25 protein-coding genes and 1 pseudogene are annotated in these 20722 nt (G+C 71.2%); 13 read left to right on the top strand and 13 right to left on the bottom strand.

Annotated features, from left to right (window positions below):
• Positions 1–120: 120 nt before the first annotated feature.
• The 4 genes from AB0C02_RS09495 to AB0C02_RS09480 all read left to right on the top strand — a co-directional run bounded on the left by AB0C02_RS09495 (position 121) and on the right by AB0C02_RS09480 (position 3473).
• Entirely contained in the window at positions 121–627 is a 507-nt protein-coding gene (locus tag AB0C02_RS09495) for a DUF402 domain-containing protein (RefSeq protein ID WP_357542974.1), read from the top strand.
• A 92-nt stretch (positions 628–719) separates the two neighbouring features.
• Positions 720–1673 carry a PPK2 family polyphosphate kinase gene (locus AB0C02_RS09490; RefSeq protein ID WP_357542972.1) on the top strand — a complete coding sequence of 318 codons (954 nt, stop codon included), beginning with the start codon at positions 720–722 and terminating at the stop codon, positions 1671–1673.
• Positions 1674–1837: 164 nt separating this feature from the next.
• The gene (locus AB0C02_RS09485) at positions 1838–2464 is read left to right on the top strand and encodes a DUF47 family protein (RefSeq protein ID WP_357542970.1); all 627 of its coding nucleotides are present in this window, start codon (positions 1838–1840) and stop codon (positions 2462–2464) included.
• A gap of 4 nt (positions 2465–2468) precedes the next feature.
• Positions 2469–3473 carry an inorganic phosphate transporter gene (locus AB0C02_RS09480; protein ID WP_357542968.1) on the top strand — a complete coding sequence of 335 codons (1005 nt, stop codon included), beginning with the start codon at positions 2469–2471 and terminating at the stop codon, positions 3471–3473.
• Between the two features lie 42 nt (positions 3474–3515).
• Here AB0C02_RS09480 and AB0C02_RS09475 read toward each other — a convergent pair whose 3' ends face one another.
• Positions 3516–4484 (bottom strand): Gfo/Idh/MocA family oxidoreductase, encoded by a 969-nt coding sequence (locus AB0C02_RS09475; RefSeq protein ID WP_357542966.1) that lies wholly within the window; start codon positions 4482–4484, stop codon positions 3516–3518.
• Between the two features lie 70 nt (positions 4485–4554).
• Between AB0C02_RS09475 and AB0C02_RS09470 the strand changes: the two genes are divergently transcribed.
• Positions 4555–5376: an NUDIX hydrolase gene (locus AB0C02_RS09470; protein ID WP_357542964.1), complete on the top strand. Its 822-nt coding sequence runs from the start codon at positions 4555–4557 to the stop codon at positions 5374–5376.
• Positions 5377–5389: 13 nt separating this feature from the next.
• Here the strand turns inward: AB0C02_RS09470 and AB0C02_RS09465 are convergent, their stop codons facing one another.
• The 4 genes from AB0C02_RS09465 to AB0C02_RS09450 form a co-directional block, all read right to left on the bottom strand.
• Entirely contained in the window at positions 5390–6022 is a 633-nt protein-coding gene (locus tag AB0C02_RS09465) for a dihydrofolate reductase family protein (RefSeq protein ID WP_357542962.1), read from the bottom strand.
• Positions 6023–6135: 113 nt separating this feature from the next.
• On the bottom strand, positions 6136–7041 hold the full coding sequence (locus tag AB0C02_RS09460; protein ID WP_357542961.1) for a DMT family transporter: 906 nt from the start codon (positions 7039–7041) through the stop codon (positions 6136–6138).
• Positions 7042–7100: 59 nt separating this feature from the next.
• A complete protein-coding gene (locus AB0C02_RS09455; protein WP_357542959.1) occupies positions 7101–7289 on the bottom strand; it encodes a helix-turn-helix domain-containing protein in 189 nt (62 codons plus the stop codon).
• Positions 7290–7354: 65 nt separating this feature from the next.
• Positions 7355–7477: a hypothetical protein gene (locus tag AB0C02_RS09450; protein ID WP_357542957.1), complete on the bottom strand. Its 123-nt coding sequence runs from the start codon at positions 7475–7477 to the stop codon at positions 7355–7357.
• A gap of 399 nt (positions 7478–7876) precedes the next feature.
• Here AB0C02_RS09450 and AB0C02_RS09445 point away from each other — a divergent pair.
• A pseudogene (locus AB0C02_RS09445) lies at positions 7877–8164 on the top strand (DivIVA domain-containing protein); the annotation flags it as partial.
• A gap of 103 nt (positions 8165–8267) precedes the next feature.
• On the top strand, positions 8268–8516 hold the full coding sequence (locus tag AB0C02_RS09440) for a hypothetical protein (RefSeq protein WP_357542955.1): 249 nt from the start codon (positions 8268–8270) through the stop codon (positions 8514–8516).
• 35 nt (positions 8517–8551) lie between these two features.
• Here AB0C02_RS09440 and pstB read toward each other — a convergent pair whose 3' ends face one another.
• From pstB to AB0C02_RS09405, 7 genes are all read right to left on the bottom strand, one after another.
• The gene (pstB, locus tag AB0C02_RS09435; RefSeq protein WP_357542953.1) at positions 8552–9328 is read right to left on the bottom strand and encodes a phosphate ABC transporter ATP-binding protein PstB; all 777 of its coding nucleotides are present in this window, start codon (positions 9326–9328) and stop codon (positions 8552–8554) included.
• Positions 9329–9348: 20 nt separating this feature from the next.
• The gene (gene pstA / locus AB0C02_RS09430) at positions 9349–10437 is read right to left on the bottom strand and encodes a phosphate ABC transporter permease PstA (protein ID WP_357542951.1); all 1089 of its coding nucleotides are present in this window, start codon (positions 10435–10437) and stop codon (positions 9349–9351) included.
• Positions 10434–11519, bottom strand: coding sequence for a phosphate ABC transporter permease subunit PstC (gene pstC, locus AB0C02_RS09425; protein WP_357542949.1), 1086 nt, complete (start codon positions 11517–11519; stop codon positions 10434–10436). Before pstC ends, pstA begins: the two co-directional genes overlap by 4 nt.
• Before the next feature lie 48 nt (positions 11520–11567).
• Positions 11568–12668, bottom strand: coding sequence for a phosphate ABC transporter substrate-binding protein PstS (gene pstS, locus AB0C02_RS09420; protein WP_357542947.1), 1101 nt, complete (start codon positions 12666–12668; stop codon positions 11568–11570).
• A 244-nt stretch (positions 12669–12912) separates the two neighbouring features.
• Complete coding sequence (gene mshD / locus AB0C02_RS09415; protein WP_357542945.1) at positions 12913–13839, bottom strand: mycothiol synthase; 927 nt, start codon at positions 13837–13839, stop codon at positions 12913–12915.
• Between the two features lie 66 nt (positions 13840–13905).
• Complete coding sequence (locus AB0C02_RS09410) at positions 13906–14763, bottom strand: polysaccharide deacetylase family protein (protein ID WP_357542943.1); 858 nt, start codon at positions 14761–14763, stop codon at positions 13906–13908.
• Positions 14764–14921: 158 nt separating this feature from the next.
• A complete protein-coding gene (locus AB0C02_RS09405; protein ID WP_357542941.1) occupies positions 14922–15635 on the bottom strand; it encodes a response regulator transcription factor in 714 nt (237 codons plus the stop codon).
• Positions 15636–15889: 254 nt separating this feature from the next.
• Between AB0C02_RS09405 and AB0C02_RS09400 the strand changes: the two genes are divergently transcribed.
• From AB0C02_RS09400 to AB0C02_RS09375, 6 genes are all read left to right on the top strand, one after another.
• Positions 15890–16939, top strand: a complete 1050-nt coding sequence (locus tag AB0C02_RS09400; protein WP_357542939.1) for a hypothetical protein — start codon at positions 15890–15892, stop codon at positions 16937–16939.
• Between the two features lie 100 nt (positions 16940–17039).
• Positions 17040–17825, top strand: a complete 786-nt coding sequence (locus AB0C02_RS09395) for a DUF2993 domain-containing protein (protein WP_357542938.1) — start codon at positions 17040–17042, stop codon at positions 17823–17825.
• A gap of 68 nt (positions 17826–17893) precedes the next feature.
• Positions 17894–17971 carry an Ms5788A family Cys-rich leader peptide gene (locus AB0C02_RS09390; protein WP_311202345.1) on the top strand — a complete coding sequence of 26 codons (78 nt, stop codon included), beginning with the start codon at positions 17894–17896 and terminating at the stop codon, positions 17969–17971.
• Positions 17972–18177: 206 nt separating this feature from the next.
• A complete protein-coding gene (locus AB0C02_RS09385; protein WP_357542936.1) occupies positions 18178–19026 on the top strand; it encodes a sulfurtransferase in 849 nt (282 codons plus the stop codon).
• A complete protein-coding gene (locus AB0C02_RS09380) occupies positions 19026–19349 on the top strand; it encodes a DUF1416 domain-containing protein (protein WP_357542934.1) in 324 nt (107 codons plus the stop codon). Before AB0C02_RS09385 ends, AB0C02_RS09380 begins: the two co-directional genes overlap by 1 nt.
• A 180-nt stretch (positions 19350–19529) precedes the next feature.
• Entirely contained in the window at positions 19530–20306 is a 777-nt protein-coding gene (locus tag AB0C02_RS09375; RefSeq protein WP_357543335.1) for a hypothetical protein, read from the top strand.
• A gap of 34 nt (positions 20307–20340) precedes the next feature.
• Here the strand turns inward: AB0C02_RS09375 and AB0C02_RS09370 are convergent, their stop codons facing one another.
• The gene (locus AB0C02_RS09370) at positions 20341–20703 is read right to left on the bottom strand and encodes a DsrE family protein (RefSeq protein ID WP_357542932.1); all 363 of its coding nucleotides are present in this window, start codon (positions 20701–20703) and stop codon (positions 20341–20343) included.
• Positions 20704–20722: the final 19 nt, after the last annotated feature.

Genomic DNA, 20722 nt, shown 5'->3' with positions numbered 1-20722 from the left:
CGTACCCGCCGCCGCCGACAGCGGCCGCGCCGATCCGCGTCGTGGCGCGGCCCGGGGTGGGATCGCGTCCGGTTACCTGCCGACAGCGCCGAGTGGCCGAAATCGGCTAAGGTGCCAGTCATGCCGAGCGATGTGGTCCGCGTGATCTACCGCAAGTACGACGGCAGCGCCCACCGCGACTACCCGGCCCGCCGGCTCGCCGAGGACGACCTCGGCGTCTGGCTCGGTGTGCCGAAGGGCACCGAATCGGTCTACCACGGCCGGCCCTCGGTCGAGCAGATCCCGTTCGTCCTGCTGGTGCCGCGGCACGGCTGGTGGACCGGGATGTTCAACCCGCCGCCGCGGACCAGTGAGGTCTACTGCGACATCACCACCCCCGCCCGGTGGGAGGACGAGCGCACCGTCCACCTGATCGACCTCGACCTGGACGTGGTGCGCCGCCGGGAGACCGGCATCGTGGAACTGCGCGACGAGGACGAGTTCGCCGAGCACCGGGCCCGCTTCGGCTACCCGGACGACCTGGTCGTCGAGGCGGAGGCCGCGGCCCGTTGGCTCCTCGACGCGCTCGACGACGGCACCGAGCCGTTCGCCACGTCGTACCGAAAATGGCTGGCCCTGGTGGTCTGAGCCGGCCTCACCAGCGCGGCGGCCAGCTGGCGTCCGCCTCCGACTCGGATGCTCGGGAGGCGGAGGTGGGCGAGGTGGGCGAGGATCGGGGGATGAGCGGAGTCGATGAGGTGGCGCGACCCGAGGGCGGGTCGATGCAGGAGCTGCTGCGGGTGGCGCCGGGCAGCGGGGTGGTTGATCTGACGGCCGTCGACCCCCGGTCGACGCCGGGGCTGCCGGCGGCGGCCGGTGGCGGGCAGCGCCGCCGGAAGTGGGCGCGCAGGCAGGTCGAGCTGCTCGGCGCGGGGCTCGGCCGGCAGCAGGAGATGCTGTACGCGTCTGCGAAACAGGCAGCCGGCCCGCAGGCGCCGACCAGTACCCCGAGCCAGGCCGGCGTCGACCTGGCCGGCGAGCGCCCCCGCCGGGTGCTGCTGGTGCTCCAGTCGATCGACTGCGGCGGCAAGGATGGCACGATCAAGCGGGTGGCCGGTGCGATGAACCCACGCCGCCTGCACATCTGCTCGTTCGGGCCGCCCACGGAAGAGGAGCTGCGGCACGATTTCCTCTGGCGGATCCGGCGTGCCCTGCCGCCGCCCGGGTACGTCGGGATCTTCAACCGCTCGCACTACGAGGACGTGCTGATCGCCCGGGTCGAGTCACTGGTGGACGAGACCACCTGGCGAAGCCGCTACGACGTCATCAACGCGTTCGAGCGGGACCTGGCCGACAACTCGATCACCCTGGTCAAGGTGATGCTGCACATCTCGTACGTCGAGCAGGGCGAGCGGCTGATGGAGCGGCTCAACGACCCGACGAAGTACTGGAAGTACAGCCCGAGCGACCTGGACTCCCGGGCCCGGTGGGACGACTACCAGGCCGCGTACGCCGAGGCGCTGCGGCGGTGCGACACGGACGCCGCGCCCTGGTTCGTGGTGCCGGCGGACCGGAAGTGGTACCGCGACTGGGCGGTGGCCCACCTGCTGCGGGAAACGTTCGACGCGTTCGATCTGGGGTATCCGGCCGCCGATTTCGACGTGGAGCGGGAGCGCGAGCGGCTGCGGGCCTAGGCGTGCCAAAAGGTGAAGGTGAACAGCGGGTGAACGGCCGGTAAATCGGCTTTGACCAGGGGTGGGCCGGCTAATGCAAGGTCACGGGTGGTCCCTAGCATGCCCTCTGCAGGCGCCCAGTGGGGCGGCGGCCACCCTTCCACCGACACGACGAGGTCCGTGCTGTGAAGTTTTCCTTCCGTCCCACCGAGGGCGCCTTCTACGAGCTCTTCACCAGGGCTGCGCAGAACCTGGTGCGGGGAACCGAACTCCTCAACGAGCTGGCACTGCCCGGGGTCGACGTGCAGTCGGTCAGCGAGCGGCTGACCGAGGTCGAGCACGACAGCGACCAGATCACCCACGAGCTGTACAAGAAGATCAACTCTACCTTCATCACCCCGTTCGATCGGGAGGACATCTACCGGCTGGGCTCGCTGCTCGACGACGTGATGGACCACCTGGAGGCGGTCGGCAACCTGCTCTACCTGTACGGCCTGACCAAGCTCCCCGCGCTGCCGCGCGAGCTGCACGAGCTGGTGAGCGTGCTGGACCAGCAGGCCAAGCTGACTGCCGAGGCGATGCCGCAGCTGCGGTCGATGAAGAACCTCGAGCCCTACTGGATCGAGTGCAACCGCCTCGAGAACGAGGGTGACCAGGCGTACCGGATGCTGCTCGTCCGCCTCTTCTCCGGCGAGTACGACGCGCTGACCGTGCTGAAGATGAAGGAGGTGGCCGACGAGCTGGAGGCCGCCTGCGACTCCTTCGAGCACGTGGCCAACACGGTCGAGACCATCGCGGTCAAGGAGTCCTGAGCCCGTGAGTCCCGAACTCATCGCCGTGCTGGCGGTGATCGTGGTCGCGATGGCGTTCGACTACACGAACGGCTTCCACGACGCGGCCAACGCCATCGCCACGAGCGTCTCCACCCGCGCGCTGACCCCCCGGGTCGCCCTCGCCCTTGCCGCCGTCGGCAACTTCGTCGGCGCGCACTTCGGCGCCGGGGTGGCCAAGACGGTCGGCGACGGCCTGATCACCCTGCCCACCGGAGTGACCAGCCTCGGGGTGGTCTTCGCCGGCGTGCTCGGCGCGATCGCCTGGAACCTGATCACCTGGTACTTCGGCCTGCCGTCGTCCTCCTCGCACGCCCTCTTCGGCGGCCTGGTCGGGGCGACCCTCTTCGCCGCCGACGGCGTCGTGCAGTGGGGCAACATCATCGACAAGGTCATCATCCCGATGGTGGTCTCGCCGGTGGTCGGCCTGCTGCTCGGCTTCCTGGTGATGCTGGCGATCCTGTGGCTCTTCCGTAAGGGGCAGCCGGGCAAGCTCAACCGAGGTTTCCGCTGGGCGCAGACCCTCTCCGCCGCCGCGATGTCCGTCGGTCACGGTATGCAGGACGCGGCCAAGACCATGGGCATCATCGTGCTGGCCCTCTACACCGGTGGCTTCCAGTCCGACAAGACCCACATCCCGCAGTGGGTGTTCTGGACCTCGGCGGCCATGCTGGCGGCCGGCACCTACGCGGGCGGGTGGCGGATCATCCGTACCCTCGGCCGGAAGATCATCGACCTGGGCCCGCCGGAGGGCTTCGCGGCCGAGACGGTGGCCAGCGCGGTGCTCTACTTCAACGCCCTGGTGCTGCACGCCCCGATCTCCACCACCCACACGATCACCTCGGCGATCATGGGTGTCGGCTCGACGAAGCGGCTCTCGGCGGTCCGTTGGAACGTGGCCGGCAACATCGTGATCGCCTGGATCATCACCTTCCCGGCGGCAGCGGCGATCGCCTGCCTGGCGTACCTAGTGGTCCGCCCGCTGTTCTGAGGCTGACGCCGTGAGGGCTCCCTGCCGCCGGGCAGGGAGCCCTCACGCGTAGGAGACGCCGATACGGGCGCGGATGTCGTCTAGGAGGGCCATCACCTCGAGGGTGGCGGAGTGCGGCACCAGCGGGCTCTCGACCAGCCCGGCGGCCAGGCAGCGCTGCACCTCGGTGGCCTCATGCTGGTAGCCGCCGCCGGTCAGGTCGGCCGGGATAATCTCCGGCTCGGCGCCGAGCCGGTGCAGTACCGCCGACCCCGGCCGGAAGAACGGCTCGGGCAGGTCGATCCGGCCGGTCGTTCCGGTGATCGAGGCGGTGATCGCGGTGGCCCCGACCATGCCGCAGCTCAGCGTCGCCACCGCGCCGGAGTCCCAGCCGAGCACGATGCCGGTGTTCTCGTCCACGCCCTCCGGGCTCAGCTTCGACCATGCCCGCACGTGATGCGGCACGCCGAGCAGCAGGTGGGCCAGGCTCACCGGATAGACCCCGAGGTCGAGCAGCGCGCCGCCGCCCAGCGTCCGGGCCCGCATCCGGTGCTCCGGCGGGAACGGCCCGGCCACCCCGAAGTCGGCGCGTACGTGGGTCACCTCACCGATCGCTCCCTCCGCGATCAGCTCGACGACCCGCAGGATGATCGGGTTGGTCCGCATCCACATGGCTTCCATCAGGAAGAGGCCTCGGGCGCCGGCCGTCTCGACCAGCTCGGTGCTGGTGGCCAGGTCGAGCGTGCACGGCTTCTCCACCAGCACGGCCTTGCCGCCGGCCAGGCAGGTCATGGTCGCCTCGTGGTGTGCGGCGTGCGGGGTCGCCACGTAGATCACGTCCAGGTCCGGGTCCGCGGCCAGCTCCGCCCAGGAGGCGTACGCCCGGGGGACGTCGTGCCGGGCCGCGAACAGCTCGGCGCTCTCCCGGGTACGCGAGCCGACCGCGACCAGCTCCGCCCCGGGCACCAGCCGCAGATCCTCGGCGAACTGGCCGGCGATGTGCCCGGTGGCGAGAATGCCCCAACGCGTCATGGCGGCACGCTATCCCGGCCCGCCCCACACTCGGAAGGATGATCCATTGGTCGGGAACTAGGCTCGCGGGATGACGATCGACGGTTTCGCCGCACCCCCCGCCCTGGTGGAGCACGCTCGCCGGTTCCGCGCCGAGGGTGGCGTGCCGGCCGTGCCCCGGGTCGCGGCCACCGTTTTGCTGCTCCGCCCCACCGGTGCCGACTTCGAGGTGTACGTCATCCGCCGGGTCGCCGCGATGGCCTTCGGCGGGATGTACGCCTTCCCCGGCGGCGGGGTGGACCGCTCCGACTCGCAGACACACCTGAACTGGGCCGGCCCGGAACCGGCCCAGTGGGGCGAGCGCCTCGCCCTCGACCCGGACGCCGCGCAGGCGGTGATCTGCGCCGCCGCCCGCGAGGTGTTCGAAGAGGCCGGCGTGCTGCTGGCCGGCCCGGACCCGGCCACCGTGGTCGGTGACGTGAGCGGCGACGACTGGGAGACCGCCCGACAGGATCTGGAGGCCCGCCGGACCGGCTTCGCCGACCTGCTGGCCGGCCGGGGGCTCACCCTCCGCTCCGACCGGCTGCTGCCGTGGAGCCGATGGATCACGCCGGAGTTCGAGCCGCGCCGCTTCGACACGTACTTCTTCGTGGCTCTGCTGCCGGAGGGGCAGCGGACCCGGGACGTCTCCGGTGAGGCCGACCGCACGCTGTGGATTCGGCCGGCGGACGCCCTGGCCCGGGCGGAGGCCGGGGAGCTGAACATGCTCCCGCCGACGATGGTCTCCCTGGCCCAGGTGGCCGCGGCCGGCGACCTGCCGGGCGTGGCCGAGGCTGCGGCGACCCGCGACGCCGCCACCCCGATCACCCCCCGCCTCGACCTCACCGGCGAACCCCGGTTCGTGCTGGACTGACCGGCGGTTGCGGCTACCCCTCCCCGAAGGGCTGGTTTCCTGCGGGTACGCGGTCCGTGACCTCGTCGTAGCCGACCTTGGCGGGTGCTGCGGCCGGCGAGTAGATCACCCGGATCACGCCCGTCGGAAACGCCTCCATCGCCGTCATGGTCAGGTGGTACGGCGCGTCGCCGTCGTCGAACAGCCTGCGACCCTTACGCGCCGCCACCGGATGCACCAGCAGGCGCAGTTCATCGACCAGGCCCGCGGCGAGTAGTTGCTGCACCACGGAGATCGACCCGGGGATCAGGATGCCTCTGCTGCCCACATCGGCCTTGAGCGAGGTGACGGCATCGAGGAGATCGCCCTGGATCAGCTCGGAGTTGCGCCAGGAGAACTTCAGCGGCTGGCGCGAGACGACGACCTTGCGCATGTCCCCGAGTTGCTTGGCGAACGGTGCGTCGTCCCCACCCGCGGCCTCGCGGTCGGGCCAGGCTCCGGCGAAGCTGTCGTAGGTCTCACGGCCGATGAGCAGCACGTCAGCGGCGTCATAGTCCTCGGCGGCGGCGCGGCCCATGTTCTCGTCAAAGTACGGAAAGTGCCAATCGGGATCGATCTCGGCCACACCGTCGGCCGAGATGAACAGCGTGGAGATGACCTTTGCCATCGGGTGCTCCCCTTCGAGTCAGGTGGTGTCGACAGATAGACGGGCGCGGCAGCCCAAACCTATCGGCCGGATCGGGATCCGGCCCGACACAGAATCGGCATTTCGAGCGCCGATCAGGTGGCTCGGCCGATGCTCGGCTTCCGGGTGAGAGCGACGCCGAGGAGAACCAGGGTGATGCCGGCCAGGACGGCGGGTGTGATGGCTTCGTCGAGGGCCAGCCAACCCAGGATCACGGCTACGACAGGCAGCAGGTAGGTGACGGTGGAGGCCACGGTCGGGCCGTCGTCCTGGATGATCCGGTAGTTGAGGACGTACGCGATTCCGGTGCCGATGGCGCCGAGGACGACCAGCCCGGCAACCGCGTCGGCCCGCCAGACGGGCAGTGCCGTCCCGGCGAGCGGCATCGCCACGGCCAGCAGAATCGTGGCCGCGCCGAGCTGGCTGGCCGACAGCATGAGCGGGCTGATGCCGCGCCCGATCAGGTGGCGGCCCATGTAGATGAAGCCGACCGCGTAGCAGGCCGCCGCGACGAGGCACGCGATACCGCCCCAGCTCGCGATCTCGTTGGCCGACTGCCAGGGCGAGAAGATGACGACCACGCCGACGAATCCGAGCACGAAGCCGGCAGCCTTCGGCGCGGTGACGGACCGGTCGGTCCCGGTGAGGAAGGCCAGCAGCAGCGTCCACAGCGGCGTGGTGGCGTTGAGTACGCCGGCCACGTTCGACCCGACGGTCTGCTCCCCGACGCCGAAGAGCACGTACGGCATGGCGTTGGAGACCAGCGCGGCGAAGAACAGATGCGCCCAGGTGGTCCAGCCCCTCGGGAAGCGCAGGCCCCGTGACAGGGCGAGCGGCGCCAGCACGACGAAGCCGAGCAGGAGGCGGGCGAAGACGATCTGTACGGGGCTGAAGCCGCGCAGGGCGAGCTTGATCCACAGGAAGCTGGAGCCCCAGAGCAGCGCCAAGGCCATCATCCGGGCAGCACCCGCCCGGGTGACGCCCTGGTGGTCAGTCTTCAACCGGCATCTCGTAGTCCAAGCCGTTGAGGTCGGCCCGCATGACGAACTGAGTCGATATCTTACGCGGGCTCGTCCGGCTCGGGTTGGGGCCGGTGCTCAGCCGCCCACTGCTCGATGTCCTCGGTCCGCCAGATGCGGCCAGCCTTCAGGACCGCCGCCGGCTCAGGGAAGTCTCGGCGCTTGCTCAGGACCTCCACCCACTGCCGGGATACGCCGAGATAGTCCGCGATCTCAGCGGTTCCAATCACGCGTAGCGGCTGACGTGGCACGGGGTGACCCTTTGGCCGAGCATTGACCGCAGCGCCTGGTGGCGTCAGCCCGCGTCGTCGGCGAGGTGTGGGCGGTATTGGCGGATCCACCCCTCGACGTCTTCGATGCGCCAGACCGCGCCCATGCCGAGCACGTCGTACGGCTCAGGGAATTCAGGCCGCGCCATGATCTCCGCCGCTCGCTGCCTGCTCACACCAAGGCGACGGGCGATTTCACCCCGTCCGTACAGGTGCCTCGGCATGGGCGCAGGTTAGCCACGCGGGCTCCGGGCAAACCGCAGCCTGTCAAACAGCAACCTGCACCTTGACAAGGGGCTGGGTGGATCGAGAGTATCGAAGCCATGCGCCTACGCCGAGCGACGAAGCCGATACCCTCGGATCTAATTCACCAGCGCCGCCGCTGGTCCCGGCGCTGCATCTGTGGCCTGCTCTGGCGGACCTGCCCAGACCGACACCGGATGCCGCCACCGGCCGAGCCGGCGCCTACCCGGCCTGCGTGGGCGGACGCACCGACCGCTGCCCACCTCGCCCTGTCTGAACAAGCCGACTGGTCGGTGTCATGCGTACCCCTGCATCCGGCCCAGGTGCGGACCCGCCGGTTCCGTCGCACCCGCCTCGGCCGGCGCGGCCTTGACCCCGCCGACGTACGGGTCTTCCTCGACCGCGTCGCCGCCGAACTGGCTGCCGCCCATGCCGCAGCCGAACGGGCGCGCGACGAGACCCGTCGGATCAAGGACGCCCTTCGTAGCTGGCAGTCCGAGCAGGCACGCAATCGTGACCAATCGCGGAACGCGAACCAGCGCCCGATCAGCTACCAGCCCCCACCCGGACCAGCTCTGCTGCCGTACCGCTGATTGAAGCTGCGGTGGTGGGGCCGGTGCGGGTCCGTCCGCAGCCGGCCGTGGGACGGGCCCGCCCCTTCCAGACCCGCGATGCGAACCGAGAGGCGACACCCTGGTGACTGACCAGCGCTACGTCATCCAGCTACCGGTGGCCGCCGACGACCTGGCCACCGCCGTACGCGTCGTTGCCCGCTCGCTCAGCTTCCACGGGCTGGTCGAGTGCGACGACGCGCACGTCGCGGCGGAGAACAACCCGGAGGTACGGCATCCTGCCTTCTGCCCGCGGCGTCTCGGCCTCGGCGGCCTGCTGGTCGCCCTGCTGCTCGCACAACGGCCGCCGCTGTCTGCTCCGGCCCGACCATGACGGGCCGTGCACCCGGCGGTTGCCCCGTTGACAGCTCAGCCGAAGCGGCCGGTGATGTAGTCCTCGGTCTTCTTCATGCTCGGGTTGCTGAAGATCTTCTGGGTGTTGTCGTACTCGATAAGGCGGCCCGGGTCGCCGGTCTTCTCGATGGAGAAGAACGCGGTCCGGTCCGACACCCGGGCGGCCTGCTGCATGTTGTGCGTGACGATGATGATGGTGAACTTGTCCTTGAGCTGGAACATCAGGTCCTCGATGGCCAGCGTGGAGATCGGGTCCAGCGCCGAACAGGGCTCGTCCATCAGCACCACCTGCGGCTCGACCGCGATGGTCCGGGCGATGCAGAGCCGCTGCTGCTGGCCGCCGGAGAGGCCGGCGCCGGGCTTGCCGAGCCGGTCCTTCACCTCGTTCCAGAGGTTGGCCGAGCGCAGCGCCTTCTCGGCCGCCTCCTCCAGGATCGACTTCTTGCGGACGCCGTTGAGCCGCAGACCGGCCACCACGTTCTCGAAGATGCTCATGGTGGGGAACGGGTTGGGCCGCTGGAAGACCATGCCGATCACGCGGCGGACCGCTGTGACGTCGACGTCCCGGTGGTAGATGTCCTGGTCGTCGATGGTCAGGCTGCCCTCGACCCGGGCACCGGGCAGCACCTCGTGCATCCGGTTGATCGACCGCAGGAAGGTGGACTTGCCGCAGCCGGACGGCCCGATCAGGGCGGTGACCGTCTTCGGCTCGACGGTCAGGCTGATGTTCTCGATCGCCTTGAAACCGCCGTAGTAGGCGGTGACGTCGGTGGCTTCGATGCGCTTGGCCATGGTGGTGGTACCTCCGGGGTTCATCGGCTGAGCTGGTTGCGGCGGGCCAGCAACTTCGCCGCGACGGTCAGGATGAGGACGAGGGCGACCAGGGTCAGCGCCGCGGTCCACGCCCGCGCCGGCGAGTACTTCGAGGCCTCGCCGGCCTGCTGGTAGACGTAGAGGGCCAGCGACGACTGGTTGTTTTCGAACGGATTGAAGTTGATCGCCGCGCCGCCACCGGCGACGAGCAGCACCGGGGCGGTCTCGCCGGCGGCCCGCGCGACGGCGAGCATGATGCCGGTGACGATGCCGGGCAGCGCGGTCGGCAGCACGACCCGCAGGATGGTCTTCCACTTCGGCACGCCGAGGGCGTACGCGCCCTCGCGCAGCGGGGCCGGGACGAGGCGGAGCATCTCCTCGGTGGAGCGGACCACGGTCGGCAGCATGAGCACGCTCAGCGCCAGCGCGGCGGCGAAGCCGGAGAAGCCCGGCCGGCCGTTGTTGAAGACCGGGGAGACGATCAGCACCCAGAAGGCCAGCACGAACAGGCCGGTGACGATCGACGGGATGCCGGTCATCACGTCCACGAAGAAGCGGATGGTGAAGGCGAACCGGCCCCGGCCGTACTCGACCACGTAGATCGCGCAGAGCACGCCGAGTGGCACGGTGATCAGGGTGGCGATGCCGACCTGCTCCAGCGTCCCGATGATGGCGTGGTAGGCGCCGCCGTTCGCGTCCCGGGCCCCGATGTTGTTCATCGAGGTGAAGAAGAAGTTCGCGTCCAGCCGCTCGGCGCCCTTGCTGACCAGGGTCCAGACCACCGACGCCAGCGGCAGCACCGCCAGTACGAAGGCGGAGTGGATCAGCGCGCTCCAGGTCCGGTTGCGGGCGGACCGCCGGCCCTCCACCGCGTTCGTGGCGAGGAAGAGACCGGCCAGGTAGAGCAGCGCGCCGACGACCACGACCAGGACCGGGCCGCCGATGCCGGCGCCGTACACGATGCCGGTGGAGACCAGCAGGGCCGCGACGGCGATGGCGGGCGCGGCGTACCCGGGAAGCCGCTTGGCCCGCAGCGTGATCGGCTGCGCCGGGGGCCGCGGGCGGTGGCTGGTGACGGTGGAGGTCATGCGGCCGACTCCGTGAACTCGCGACGGCGGTGGATGATCACGCGGGCGGTGATGTTGACGATCAGCGTGATCGCGAAGAGCACCAGGCCGGAGGCGATCAGCGCGCCCCGGCCGGTGTCGTTCGCCTCGGCGAACCGAAGCGCGATGTTCGCCGCGATGCTGTTGCCACCGCTCTGCAGCAGGTTGAACGAGATGGCGTACGTCGAGCCGAGGGTCAACGCCAGGGCGATGGTCTCGCCGAGCGCGCGGCCCAGGCCGAGCATCACCGCGGCGATCACGCCCGGCCGCCCGTACGGCAGGACGGCGGTGCGGACCATCTCCCAGCGGGTGGCGCCCAGCGCGAGGGCGGCCTCCTGGTGAGCGGTCGGGGTCTGCCGGAACACCTCGCGGGAGAGCGAGGTGACGATCGGCAGCACCATGATCGCCAGCACCACCGAGCCGAGCAGAACCGAGCTGCCGTACGGGCCCTCGCCGAAGATCGGGATCCAGCCGAAGTACTCGTGCAGCCAGGCCGACAGGTCGGCGACCGGCTTGGCGAAGTAGTCCCGGCCCCAGAGCCCGAAGACCACGCTGGGGACGGCGGCCAGCAGGTCGATCAGGAAGCCGAGGCCGTTGCCCAGCCGGCGGGGGGCGTAGTGCGAGAGGTAGAGGGCGATGCCCAGCGCGACCGGCACCGCCATGAGCAGCGCCAGCGCGGCACTGAGCACGGTGCCGAAGGCGAGCGCGCCGATGCCGAACTTCGGCGGGTTCTCGTTCGGGAACCAGCCCTCGTAGGTCCAGAACGACTCGGTGTTCGCCCGCAGCGCCGGGATCGCCTTGGCGATCAGGAAGATCGCGATTGCCGCGATGATGACCAGCACCGTGGTGCCGGCCGCCAGGGTCAGGCCGCGGAACGCCCGTTCCGCGCCGAAGGCCCGGGCCCGGGGCAGCGCCCCGCCGCCACCCAGGCCAGGGTCGGTCGTACGGGGGTTACCGGAGGTCTCGGCCACACGCGCCGAGGCACCGGCGGGCCACTCGTGGCTCGTGGCCACGCGGGTCCCGCCGGTGCCGGCGTCTGCCGAGCGGTGAGGGTCGTCACCCATCTGCTCGCTCGCTTCGTATTGGAAAGGGTGGTGGTGTCGGTCAGTGCGTCAGGAGAGGCTCTTGACGGCGGTCTCGACCTTGGTGCGGACCGAGTCGGGCAGCGGCGCGTAGCCCAGCTCGACCAGGTCGGCCTGGCCCTCGGCGCTGGCGGCGTGGGTCAACAGGCCCTTGACCAGCGGCAGCTTGTCGGCGGGGAGGCCCGTGCTGCAGACGATCTCGTAGGTCACCAGGACGATCGGGTACGCCCCGGCCTCCTTGGTGTTGTAGTCGATCGACATCTTCAGGTCGTTGCCCTGGCCCTCGATCGTGGCCCCGGCGATGGTCTTGCCGGCCGACTCGGCGGTCAGCTCGGTGAACTCACCGGCACCGTTCTGGATCTTGGCCTTCTTCAGGCCGGCGTTCTCGGCGTACGACCACTCGACGTAGCTGATGGTGCCCTCGGTGCTCTTGACCTTGCCGGCCACACCGTCGGACTTGGCCGCGCCGACGCCGCCCGGGGCCATCCACGCCTTGGCGTGGTCGAAGGTCCAGTCCGCCTCGGCGGTCTTGGAGAGGTACTTGGTGAAGTTGTCGGTGGTGCCCGACTCGTCGGAGCGGTGCACCGTCTGGATCGCGGTCGACGGCAGCTTGGCGTCCGGGTTGTCGGCCTTGATCGCCGCGTCGTCCCACTTGGTGACCTTGCCGGCGAAGATCTTCGCCAGGGTGGCCGGGGTGAGCTGGAGGTTGTCCACGCCGTCGACGTTGTAGACGACCGCCACCGGGCCGATCACCATCGGCAGGTTGAGGGCCTGGCCGCCGGCGCACTTGGCGTCGGCCTGCGGCTGCTCCTCCTCCTTCAGGGCGGAGTCGGAACCGGCGAAGTCGGCGGTGCCGGCGATGAACGCCTGGATGCCGGCGCCCGAACCGGTCGGCTCGTAGTTGATCGTCGTGCCGGCGCACTTCTGCTGGTACGCCTTGATCCACTCGGCCATCGCGTTCTTCTGCGCGGAGGAGCCCTGCGCGTTCAGCGTGCCCTTGCCGCAGTCAGCGGCCGAGGCGGACGCGGACGCGCCGGCCCCCGGCTCGTTGTTGTCCGAGCCGCAGGCGCTGAGACCGAGCGCCGCGGTAAGAGCGAGGCAGGCAATGGCGCCGTGCCGCTGGAGCTTCACCTGAGGGGTTTCCCTTCACGTCTTTGGTCAGGACGCCCGGGGCTGGCCCGGGTGCCGGCGCTGACCGGCTGACATGAAGCTAAAAGTCCCAGGTAGCCGGCTCGCCCGCGGAAAATGAACGGGGGGTGAACAGGCCCACTCCGTCAGTCGACGGTCTGCTGAGGGTGTGTTGTCCACTACATGAACGGGCGGGGAGGTGTCCCCTTTATCCATTCATATCCGGCTGGCGGAGCCGGCTCGTCGGTCAGCCGAGCTGGTAGTTGACGTGAGCGGACCAGCGGGCGAAGCCGAGGCCCTCGTAGAGGGCGACCGCGCGAGTGTTCGACTCGTCGACGTAGAGCATCACCCGGTCCAGCCCCCGCCGGTCCCGCAGGTAGGTCAGGCCGGCGGTGGTGAGCGCCCGGCCGAGCCCGCCCCGGTGCGCGGACGGATCCACCCCGAGCACGTAGACCTCGCCGATCCGGGCCGAGCCGGGTCGCTCGTGGACCTTCGTCCAGTGGAAGCCGAGCAGCCGGCCGGTGACCGAGTCCACCGCGAGCAGGAAGCCGGCCGGGTCGAACCACGGCTCGGTCAGGCGTACTCGCAGGTCCGCCGGGGTCCACCGGCCCTGCTCCGGGTGCTGCGCGAAGGCGGCGTTGTTGACCGCCAGCCAGGCCTCGTCGTCCTCGCCCGGGCGGAACGCGCGTAGCTGGACGCCGTCGGGCAGCGCGGGCTCGGGCAGCGCCGCGGTCAGCGGGCGGCGCAGCTGCCAGAGCACCCGGGCGCGGGCGAAGCCCAGGTCCACGGCGAGCGCGGCGGCGGACGGGTGGTCGCCGTGCGCCCAGGCGCGCAGCGGTCCGGACGCCGCCGCCAGCACACCCCGGGCCAGCGCCCGACCGGTGCCGCGTCGCCGGTACGTCGGGTGCACCACCAGCTCCACCCCGATGCCGTTCGTCGGATCGGTGGTGTCGAGGTGGGCGTAGCCGGTGAGGGTGTTGTCGGTGGCCCGGGCGGTGAGGTGCACGGCCGACGCCTCCGGGTCCCGCAGCCGCAGCAGCACGTGCTCGTCGAGTGGGTCCGCGCCGTCGATGTCGCCGGCGACGCGGGCCAGCGCCAGCACCTCGGCCACCTCGACCGGGGCCAGCCGGTCGGCGCGGACGACTCGGTCGGCGGTCGGCTCCGTGCTGCTCATCCCATCAAGGTAGCGGCCGGTCGGTCGCCGGTCGGGCCGGACCCGGGCAGCGGCCGGTGGCGGTCGTCACGTGGTTCCGGTGGGCAGGGCCTCCAGCTTGAACCGGCTCAGCAGCTCGGGCAGCAGGTATTCCAGCGCCGTGATCGTGCCCCGCCGATCGCCGCCAGCGTCGTGCATCAGCACGATGGAGCCCGGCTCGGTCTGGCTCAGCACCGTCTGGATGATCCGCGTCGCGCTGGGCGCCTGCCAGTCGGACGGGTCCACCGCCCAGTGCAGCGGGGTCATGCCCATGTCCTGCGCGATCGACGCGATCGGGGACGTCCAGTTGCCGCCGGGCTGCCGGTAGTACGCGATGCGGGCGTCCGGCACCGCCGCCCGGATCGCCGCGTTGGTGCGGAGCAGGTCGTTCCGGATCGCCTCCGGTGACCGCTTGCCCATGTTCTCGTCGTGGTCCCAGGAGTGGTTGCAGAGGGTGTGTCCCTCGGACACGATCGCCTGGACCAGATCCGGGTTGCTCTCCGCGTTCTCTCCCACGATGCAGAAGGTCGCCTTCACCCCGTACTCCCTGAGCAGGGCGAGCACCTGCGGGGTGTACTGCGGGTCGGGTCCGTCGTCGAAGGTCAGGGCGACCCCCGACGACCCCGTGCTCATCATGCTGCCGTTCGGCCCGTCGCCTTCGCCGTTGTTGACGAGCTCGCGGTCCCGGGGGGACGGGCTCGGGCTGGCGGACGGCGTGGGAGTGGGCGGGGTGGCGGGTGGCTGGTCGGCGTATCGCGTGCTGTTGACGTTGGCGTTGGCGGGTGAACCGTTGGGCATGACCCCCATCTCCGCCACCAGGCCCCGGCCGAGCGCGTACGCCGAGCCGAGCAGTGCGGCCAGCACCAGGGTCACGAGCCCGAGACCCCGCATCGTCCTGTTCGACATCAGCGGCACCGCCCGTTCGGCTCTTGGTGCCGGCTCGCCGTTTCCCCTACTGTCCCCGTGCCCACTGTCTCCCCCTTCGCCCGATTTGCCTCACAGTAGGGCGGATCGGGCGGATGGGCGGGCTAAATAAAAGCGAATCTCACGAAAGGGATGTGAGCTCAGGTGGGCAGCGGGGCGGGCTCCGACTCCGGCAGCGAACGCGACGGCGGCACGACGAACTTGTAGCCGACCTGGCGTACGGTGCCGATCATCGACTCGTACTCCGAGCCGAGCTTGGCGCGCAGCCGCCGGACGTGCACATCGACGGTCCGGGTGCCGCCGAAGTAGTCGTACCCCCAGACCTCGCGGAGCAACTGGTCCCGGGTGAACACCCGGCCCGGGTGCTGGGCCAGGAACTTCAGCAGCTCGAACTCCTTGTAGGTCAGGTCGAGCGGACGGCCCTTGAGCTTGGCCGCGTAGGTGTCCGGGTCGATGGTCAGCTCGCCGGCCCGGATCAAGCCACCGGCCCCGGCTGTCGCGTTGTTCCGCCGGCCCACCGCGAGCCGTAGCCGGGCCTCCACCTCGGCCGGCCCCGCCGACGCCAGGATCACGTCGTCCACGCCCCAGTCGGCGTTCAGTGCGATCAGGCCGGCCTCGGTGACCACCGCGACCAGCGGCACGCCCAGCCCGGTGGCGTGCAGCATCCGGCAGGTCGCCCGGGCCTCGCTCAGCTCGGAGCGGGCGTCCACCAGCACGGCGTCCGGGGTCGGTCCGGAGACCAGCGTGCGGACGTCGCGCGGCGCGGTGCGGACCGAGTGCGGAAGCAGGTCGAGCGCCGGCAGCACCGCGGAGGGTTCACCAGCCCGTGCGGTCACCAGCAGCAGGATCTCCACACGATCACCTCCGTCCCGGCGGCCCTCCGGCCGCGCGTGGCCAGCGGCACTCCTCAGGTAGGGCGGCGCTGAGAACTTGCGTGGTCCCGGCGTCGCTGGCGGGGGCGGGTAGCGGGTCGAGCGTAACGGATCGCCCGTCCTTCACCTCCGCCGCATTTCCCGTTTGTCCGTTCTGCCCCCGCTCCCGGCTCAGGTTTTAACATTGCCGAAACCGTGACCTCCGCCAGCGCGGCCCGGTCTGGCACGATCGGGGCGTGTTTCCCTCGACCTCGCCCGACACCGGCCGCGACCCGTGGGCCGACAACGCGCCTCCGGGGCCGGCCGGCCCGTCTCGTGGCTATCCGCCGGGCCCGCGCACCGGCCCGGCCGACGACGACGGGGACCGGCCGGAGCGGAAGGGGCCGCGCCGGCTGCGCAAGGGCGGCCCGGGGCGCCGCCCGGACGACGAGTCCGCCGACGAGGTCGACGAGGAGGAGCCGCCCGTCCCGGTACGCCGGCCGCTGGCGTTGACCATCGCGGGCTTCGCCGCGCTGCTCGGCGTCGGCCTGGTGCTCGGCGCGCAGACCGCCGGTCCGGGGCATCGGCTGCCCTTCGCGTTCATCGTCTTCGGCGTGCAACTGCTCTTCGTACTCGCCTGGACGATGGCCATGCGCCCGCCGGCGCTGCTGGTGGTGGCGCTGATCAGCGCCGGGGTGGCCGTCATCGCCGACGCCGCGGCGGTGCAGTCCGAGATCGCCGGCCTGGCCCCGCTCGGGTACGCCGCAGCCGCCGGCTTCGTGCTCGGCGTGCTCGGCCAGCTCGTCCGCCGGGTGGACCGGGTCCGGGTGACCGACTCGCTCGGCAGCACCCTGCTGATCGTGGTGGGCGTGGTCGCGTTCGCCAGCCTGATCGTGCTCGGCCGGATCCCGAAGGGCACCCAGGCGATCACGGTCTGCCTCACCGCCGCCGGCGTCGCGCTGCTCGTGGCCCGGCTGACCGACGCGGTGGCGCCCTGGCCCCGGCTCGCCCCGCAGGTGCCCCGGGGTGCCGCCGGCGTGGTCGTGGGCGCCATGCTCGGCACCCTGGCCAGCGCGGTGCTCGGCGTCTACCTGGTCGGTTTCAGCCCGACCAGCGCTGCCCTGGTCGGTCTGGTCACCGCGGCCACCGCCGTGCTGGCCGACCTCGCCGTCGGGTACGCCGAGGCGGGCCGACTGATGGCCGGCGAGCCGCCGACCATGTGGATCGCCCGGCACATGCAGGGGCCGCTGGGCGGCTTCGCGCTCGCCGCGCCGGCCGCGTACGCGATGTGTGTGTTCTTCCTCTGACCGAACGGTTGGGGATTTCACGTCTCGGGTAAGTACCGTTGCGCCGCGAGACGGCGGCGCACGGCGAGGATCGCGCGCTACCCGGCGAGGAGGAGGCGGCGTGGCACAGGCGTACCCGGCGTACGAAGGCCGGCCTCGGCGACGTGGCCGGAAGGTGCTGATCGGTTTCGTCGTGCTGCTGCTGGTTCTGGCCGGGCTGCTGGTGGTCGCCGACCGGGTGGCGGCCGGGGTGGCCGAGCGGGCCATCGCCGACCAGGTGCGGCAGGAGGTCGCCCGGCAGGACGTGCAGTCCGCGCCGCCCAGGGTCGACGTGGGCGGCTTCCCCTTCCTCACCCAGGTGGTCGCCGGTAGGTACGAGCGCATCTCGATCGTGCTGACCGACGTGCAGGGCTCCGTGCGGGGCGACACGGTCAGCGTGCCCCGGCTCGACGTGGAGGCCCACAACGTACGGGCGTCGCTGGACACTCTCCGCTCCCGCCGGGGCGACGTGGTCGCGGAGAGCGTCGACGGCCGCGCCACCATCTCCTACGACAGCGTGGCGAAGCTCCTCGACCGACCGGGGCTCACGCTCGGCGAGCGGGACGGCAAGCTCAGCGTCACCGCGCCGGTGGACATCCTCGGCAACAAGCTCACCGTCAACGGCACCGCGGACGTGACGATCGCCAACGGTGAGGTGGCGCTGAAGTTCAAGGACCTGACCGCCGAGGGGCTGCCGAAGCTGCCGCTGGCCCGGACGCTGCTGACCAACTACGCCAAGGCGATCTCGATCGACGTGCCCCTGCCAGAGTTGCCGTTCGACCTGACCGTCCGCAAGGTGGAACCGAAGCCGGACGGCCTGCTGGTCACCGCCGACGCGCAGGACGTGCCGATCAACGCCGCCGGGTGACCCTGCCGCGTCCCGGATGCTGGTCGGACCGGTGGCAACGGCCGAAGTGGCTGATAGGCTCCCTGCCCATGGGGACGCTCCTCACCAAACGGCGCGCGGTCGACCTGTGCCGCGTGGCCACCTGCCTGTGTCGCCCCGTCATCTGACGGCGGGGCTGTCCTCGGCCGCTTAGCGGCCACCGGCACGCAGGGTCCGCGTACCCTCCGGTGTTTCCCCTGATCGCCCGGCAGCGGCGCCGTCGCACGTACCCGTGATCCGTTTCTAGCTCTGGGTCCCGCGCGTGGTGCGACAATCACCGACTTCGATCCCCACGCGCTGGCTCACCATCCAATCCTCACCAGGGAGTGATCTGATGAGTCGCGACACCGCACTCGTCTCGGCCGAGTGGGCCGAGAAAAACATCGGCGCCCCGGGCGTCGTCTTCGTCGAGGTCGACGAGGACACCTCGGCCTACGACACCGGCCACCTCGCCGGTGCGGTCAAGCTCGACTGGCGGACCGACCTCCAGGACCCGGTGCGCCGGGACTTCGTCAACCAGGCCCAGTTCGAGGCCCTGCTCTCCGAGCGTGGCATCGCCAACGACGACGCCGTGATCCTCTACGGCGGCAACAACAACTGGTTCGCCGCGTACGCGTACTGGTACTTCAAGCTCTACGGCCACCGCGACGTCAAGCTGCTCGACGGCGGCCGCAAGAAGTGGGAGCTGGACGGCCGCCCGCTGGTCACCGACCGGGTGGAGCGCGAGCGGACGCAGTACGTCGCGCAGGAGCCGGACACCTCGATCCGCGCCTTCCGCGACGAGATCGTCCCCGCGATCGGCGTCAAGAACCTGGTCGACGTGCGCAGCCCCGACGAGTACGCGGGCCGCCTGCTCGCCCCCGCCCACCTGCCGCAGGAGCAGGCGCAGCGGGCCGGGCACGTGCCGACCGCGATCAGCGTCCCGTGGTCCAAGGCGGCCAACGAGGACGGCACGTTCAAGTCCGACGACGAGCTGCGCAAGATCTACGCGGACGCCGGGCTGGACGACAGCCGGGAGACCATCGCCTACTGCCGGATCGGCGAGCGCTCCTCGCACAGCTGGTTCGTGCTCCAGGAGCTGCTCGGCCACCGCAACGTGAAGAACTACGACGGCTCCTGGACCGAGTACGGCTCGCTGGTCGGCGTGCCGGTCGCGCTCGGCGACGAGCCGGGGGAGGCGTGATGACCGCGCCCACCGCCGCCGGCTGCGCCGCTCCGGACCAGGCCGCCCCGCTGCCGGCCAGCCTGGACCTGGAGAAGGAGACCGTCATCACCGGCCTGGTCAAGGCCGATTCCGGCGATGTCGTGCCGGGTGCCTACGTCCGGCTGCTCGACTCGACCGGCGAGTTCACCGCCGAGGTGGTGACCTCTCCGGCCGGTCAGTTCCGGTTCTTCGCCGCGCCGGGCGCCTGGACCCTGCGGGCGCTCTCCCGGCACGGCAACGGCGACACCCCCGTCACCGCCGCCCGGGGGATCAACGAGGTGACCGTCACGGTCGCCAACTGACCCACGCTCCGACCGTGGCCCGCCGTCCCCCCGCCGGGGGCGGCGGGCCACGCCATTGCCCGCCGAGCGCCGTGAGTGGGGGTCGGCGGCGCGTGACACGATGGCCCGGTGAGTGGTGCTGTTCAGGCGGGGTACGCCCCGCCGACCCGTCCCGATCAGCCGGCGCCGGGGCGGCGCGGGCTGCGCCGGCTGGTGGCCGCGACGGTGGCGTGGGGGGTGCTGCTCGCCGGGCTGACCTGGTGGTCGGTGCGGCACGACCCGCCGACCGTGAAGGAGCAGCGCAGCCTGAGCCAGGCGGATCCGATGGTGGACGGCGCGGTGGGGCGCCTGGTGGCCGCCGTGGACGGCGAGGCCTGGGAGCTGACCCCCGCCCGGATGCGGCGAGGTTGCCGGCTCACCCCGCTGGCCGACGGGGCGACCCTGACCCGGGGCCTGGACGTGCTGGTCGCCGGGGGAAGCGAGCGGGCACTGCTGGAGCGGGTGGCCCAACGACTGCCGGCCGACTGGCGGGCCGGGGTCCACACCGATCCGGAAGGCCCCCGACTGCGCGCCGACGCGGGAGAGTTCATCGCGGTCGACGGGCGGGTGGTGACCGACGGGCGGGTGCGGCTCTCCGCGACGACCGGCTGTCGACCCGCCGACACCGACTACGCCGACCTGCTGCCCGAGTACCCGCTCGGATCGGACCTGGAGGCGGCGCTGCGCGCACTGGGCCGGCCGGCCCCGGCGGGTGCCGATGCGGTCGTGGTGACGCGCTGCCCGGCTGGCGGGACGGCAAACACGATCCGCGTCGCGGCCGGTGCCGAGCCGCTGTCGCTGGCGCCGCTGCGCCAGCTCGGCACCGCCCTGGTCGACCGCCCCGAGACGTACGCCTACCGGAGCGGGCCGGTGGTCGTGCTGGTCGACGGCAGCGGGGATCAGCTCCAAGTGGCCGCCTCGACCGGTTGCGCCGGCTGACCCGTACCGCCGGCACGCCCCCGCCGGGAGGGCGTCAGTAGACCAGGGCCTGGGCGCCCTCGGCCATCGCCTCCTCGACGAAGACCGCCGCGCCGGCGATGCGTACGCCGGGGATGACGTCGTCCTGGCCGATGTCCCGGCGGGCCGCGCACTGCGTGCAGGCGGTGACCCTGCCGGTCGCCAGGATCACGTGCAGCAGCTCGGCCAGCGGCGCGGAGTGCGGCAGCTCGAACTCCTTCGCGCGCCCGGGCAGCGCGAACCAGGTCGACTCCCCGGTGAGCCAGAGTGACACGTCGACTCCGGCGGCCGCCGCGGTGGCGGCGACGGTGAAGGCCTGCGCGCAGCGCTCGGGAGAGTCCGCGCCGGCGGTGGCCTTGACGACGAGAAAGCGGGCCATGGCGCCAGCATAGGATGGC

Origin of the sequence: Micromonospora sp. NPDC048999 (assembly GCF_040649295.1) — a bacterium.
Lineage (GTDB): Bacteria > Actinomycetota > Actinomycetes > Mycobacteriales > Micromonosporaceae > Micromonospora.
Note: the sequence above shows the minus strand (reverse complement) of the source record. Positions and strands in the feature narration are given on the sequence as shown.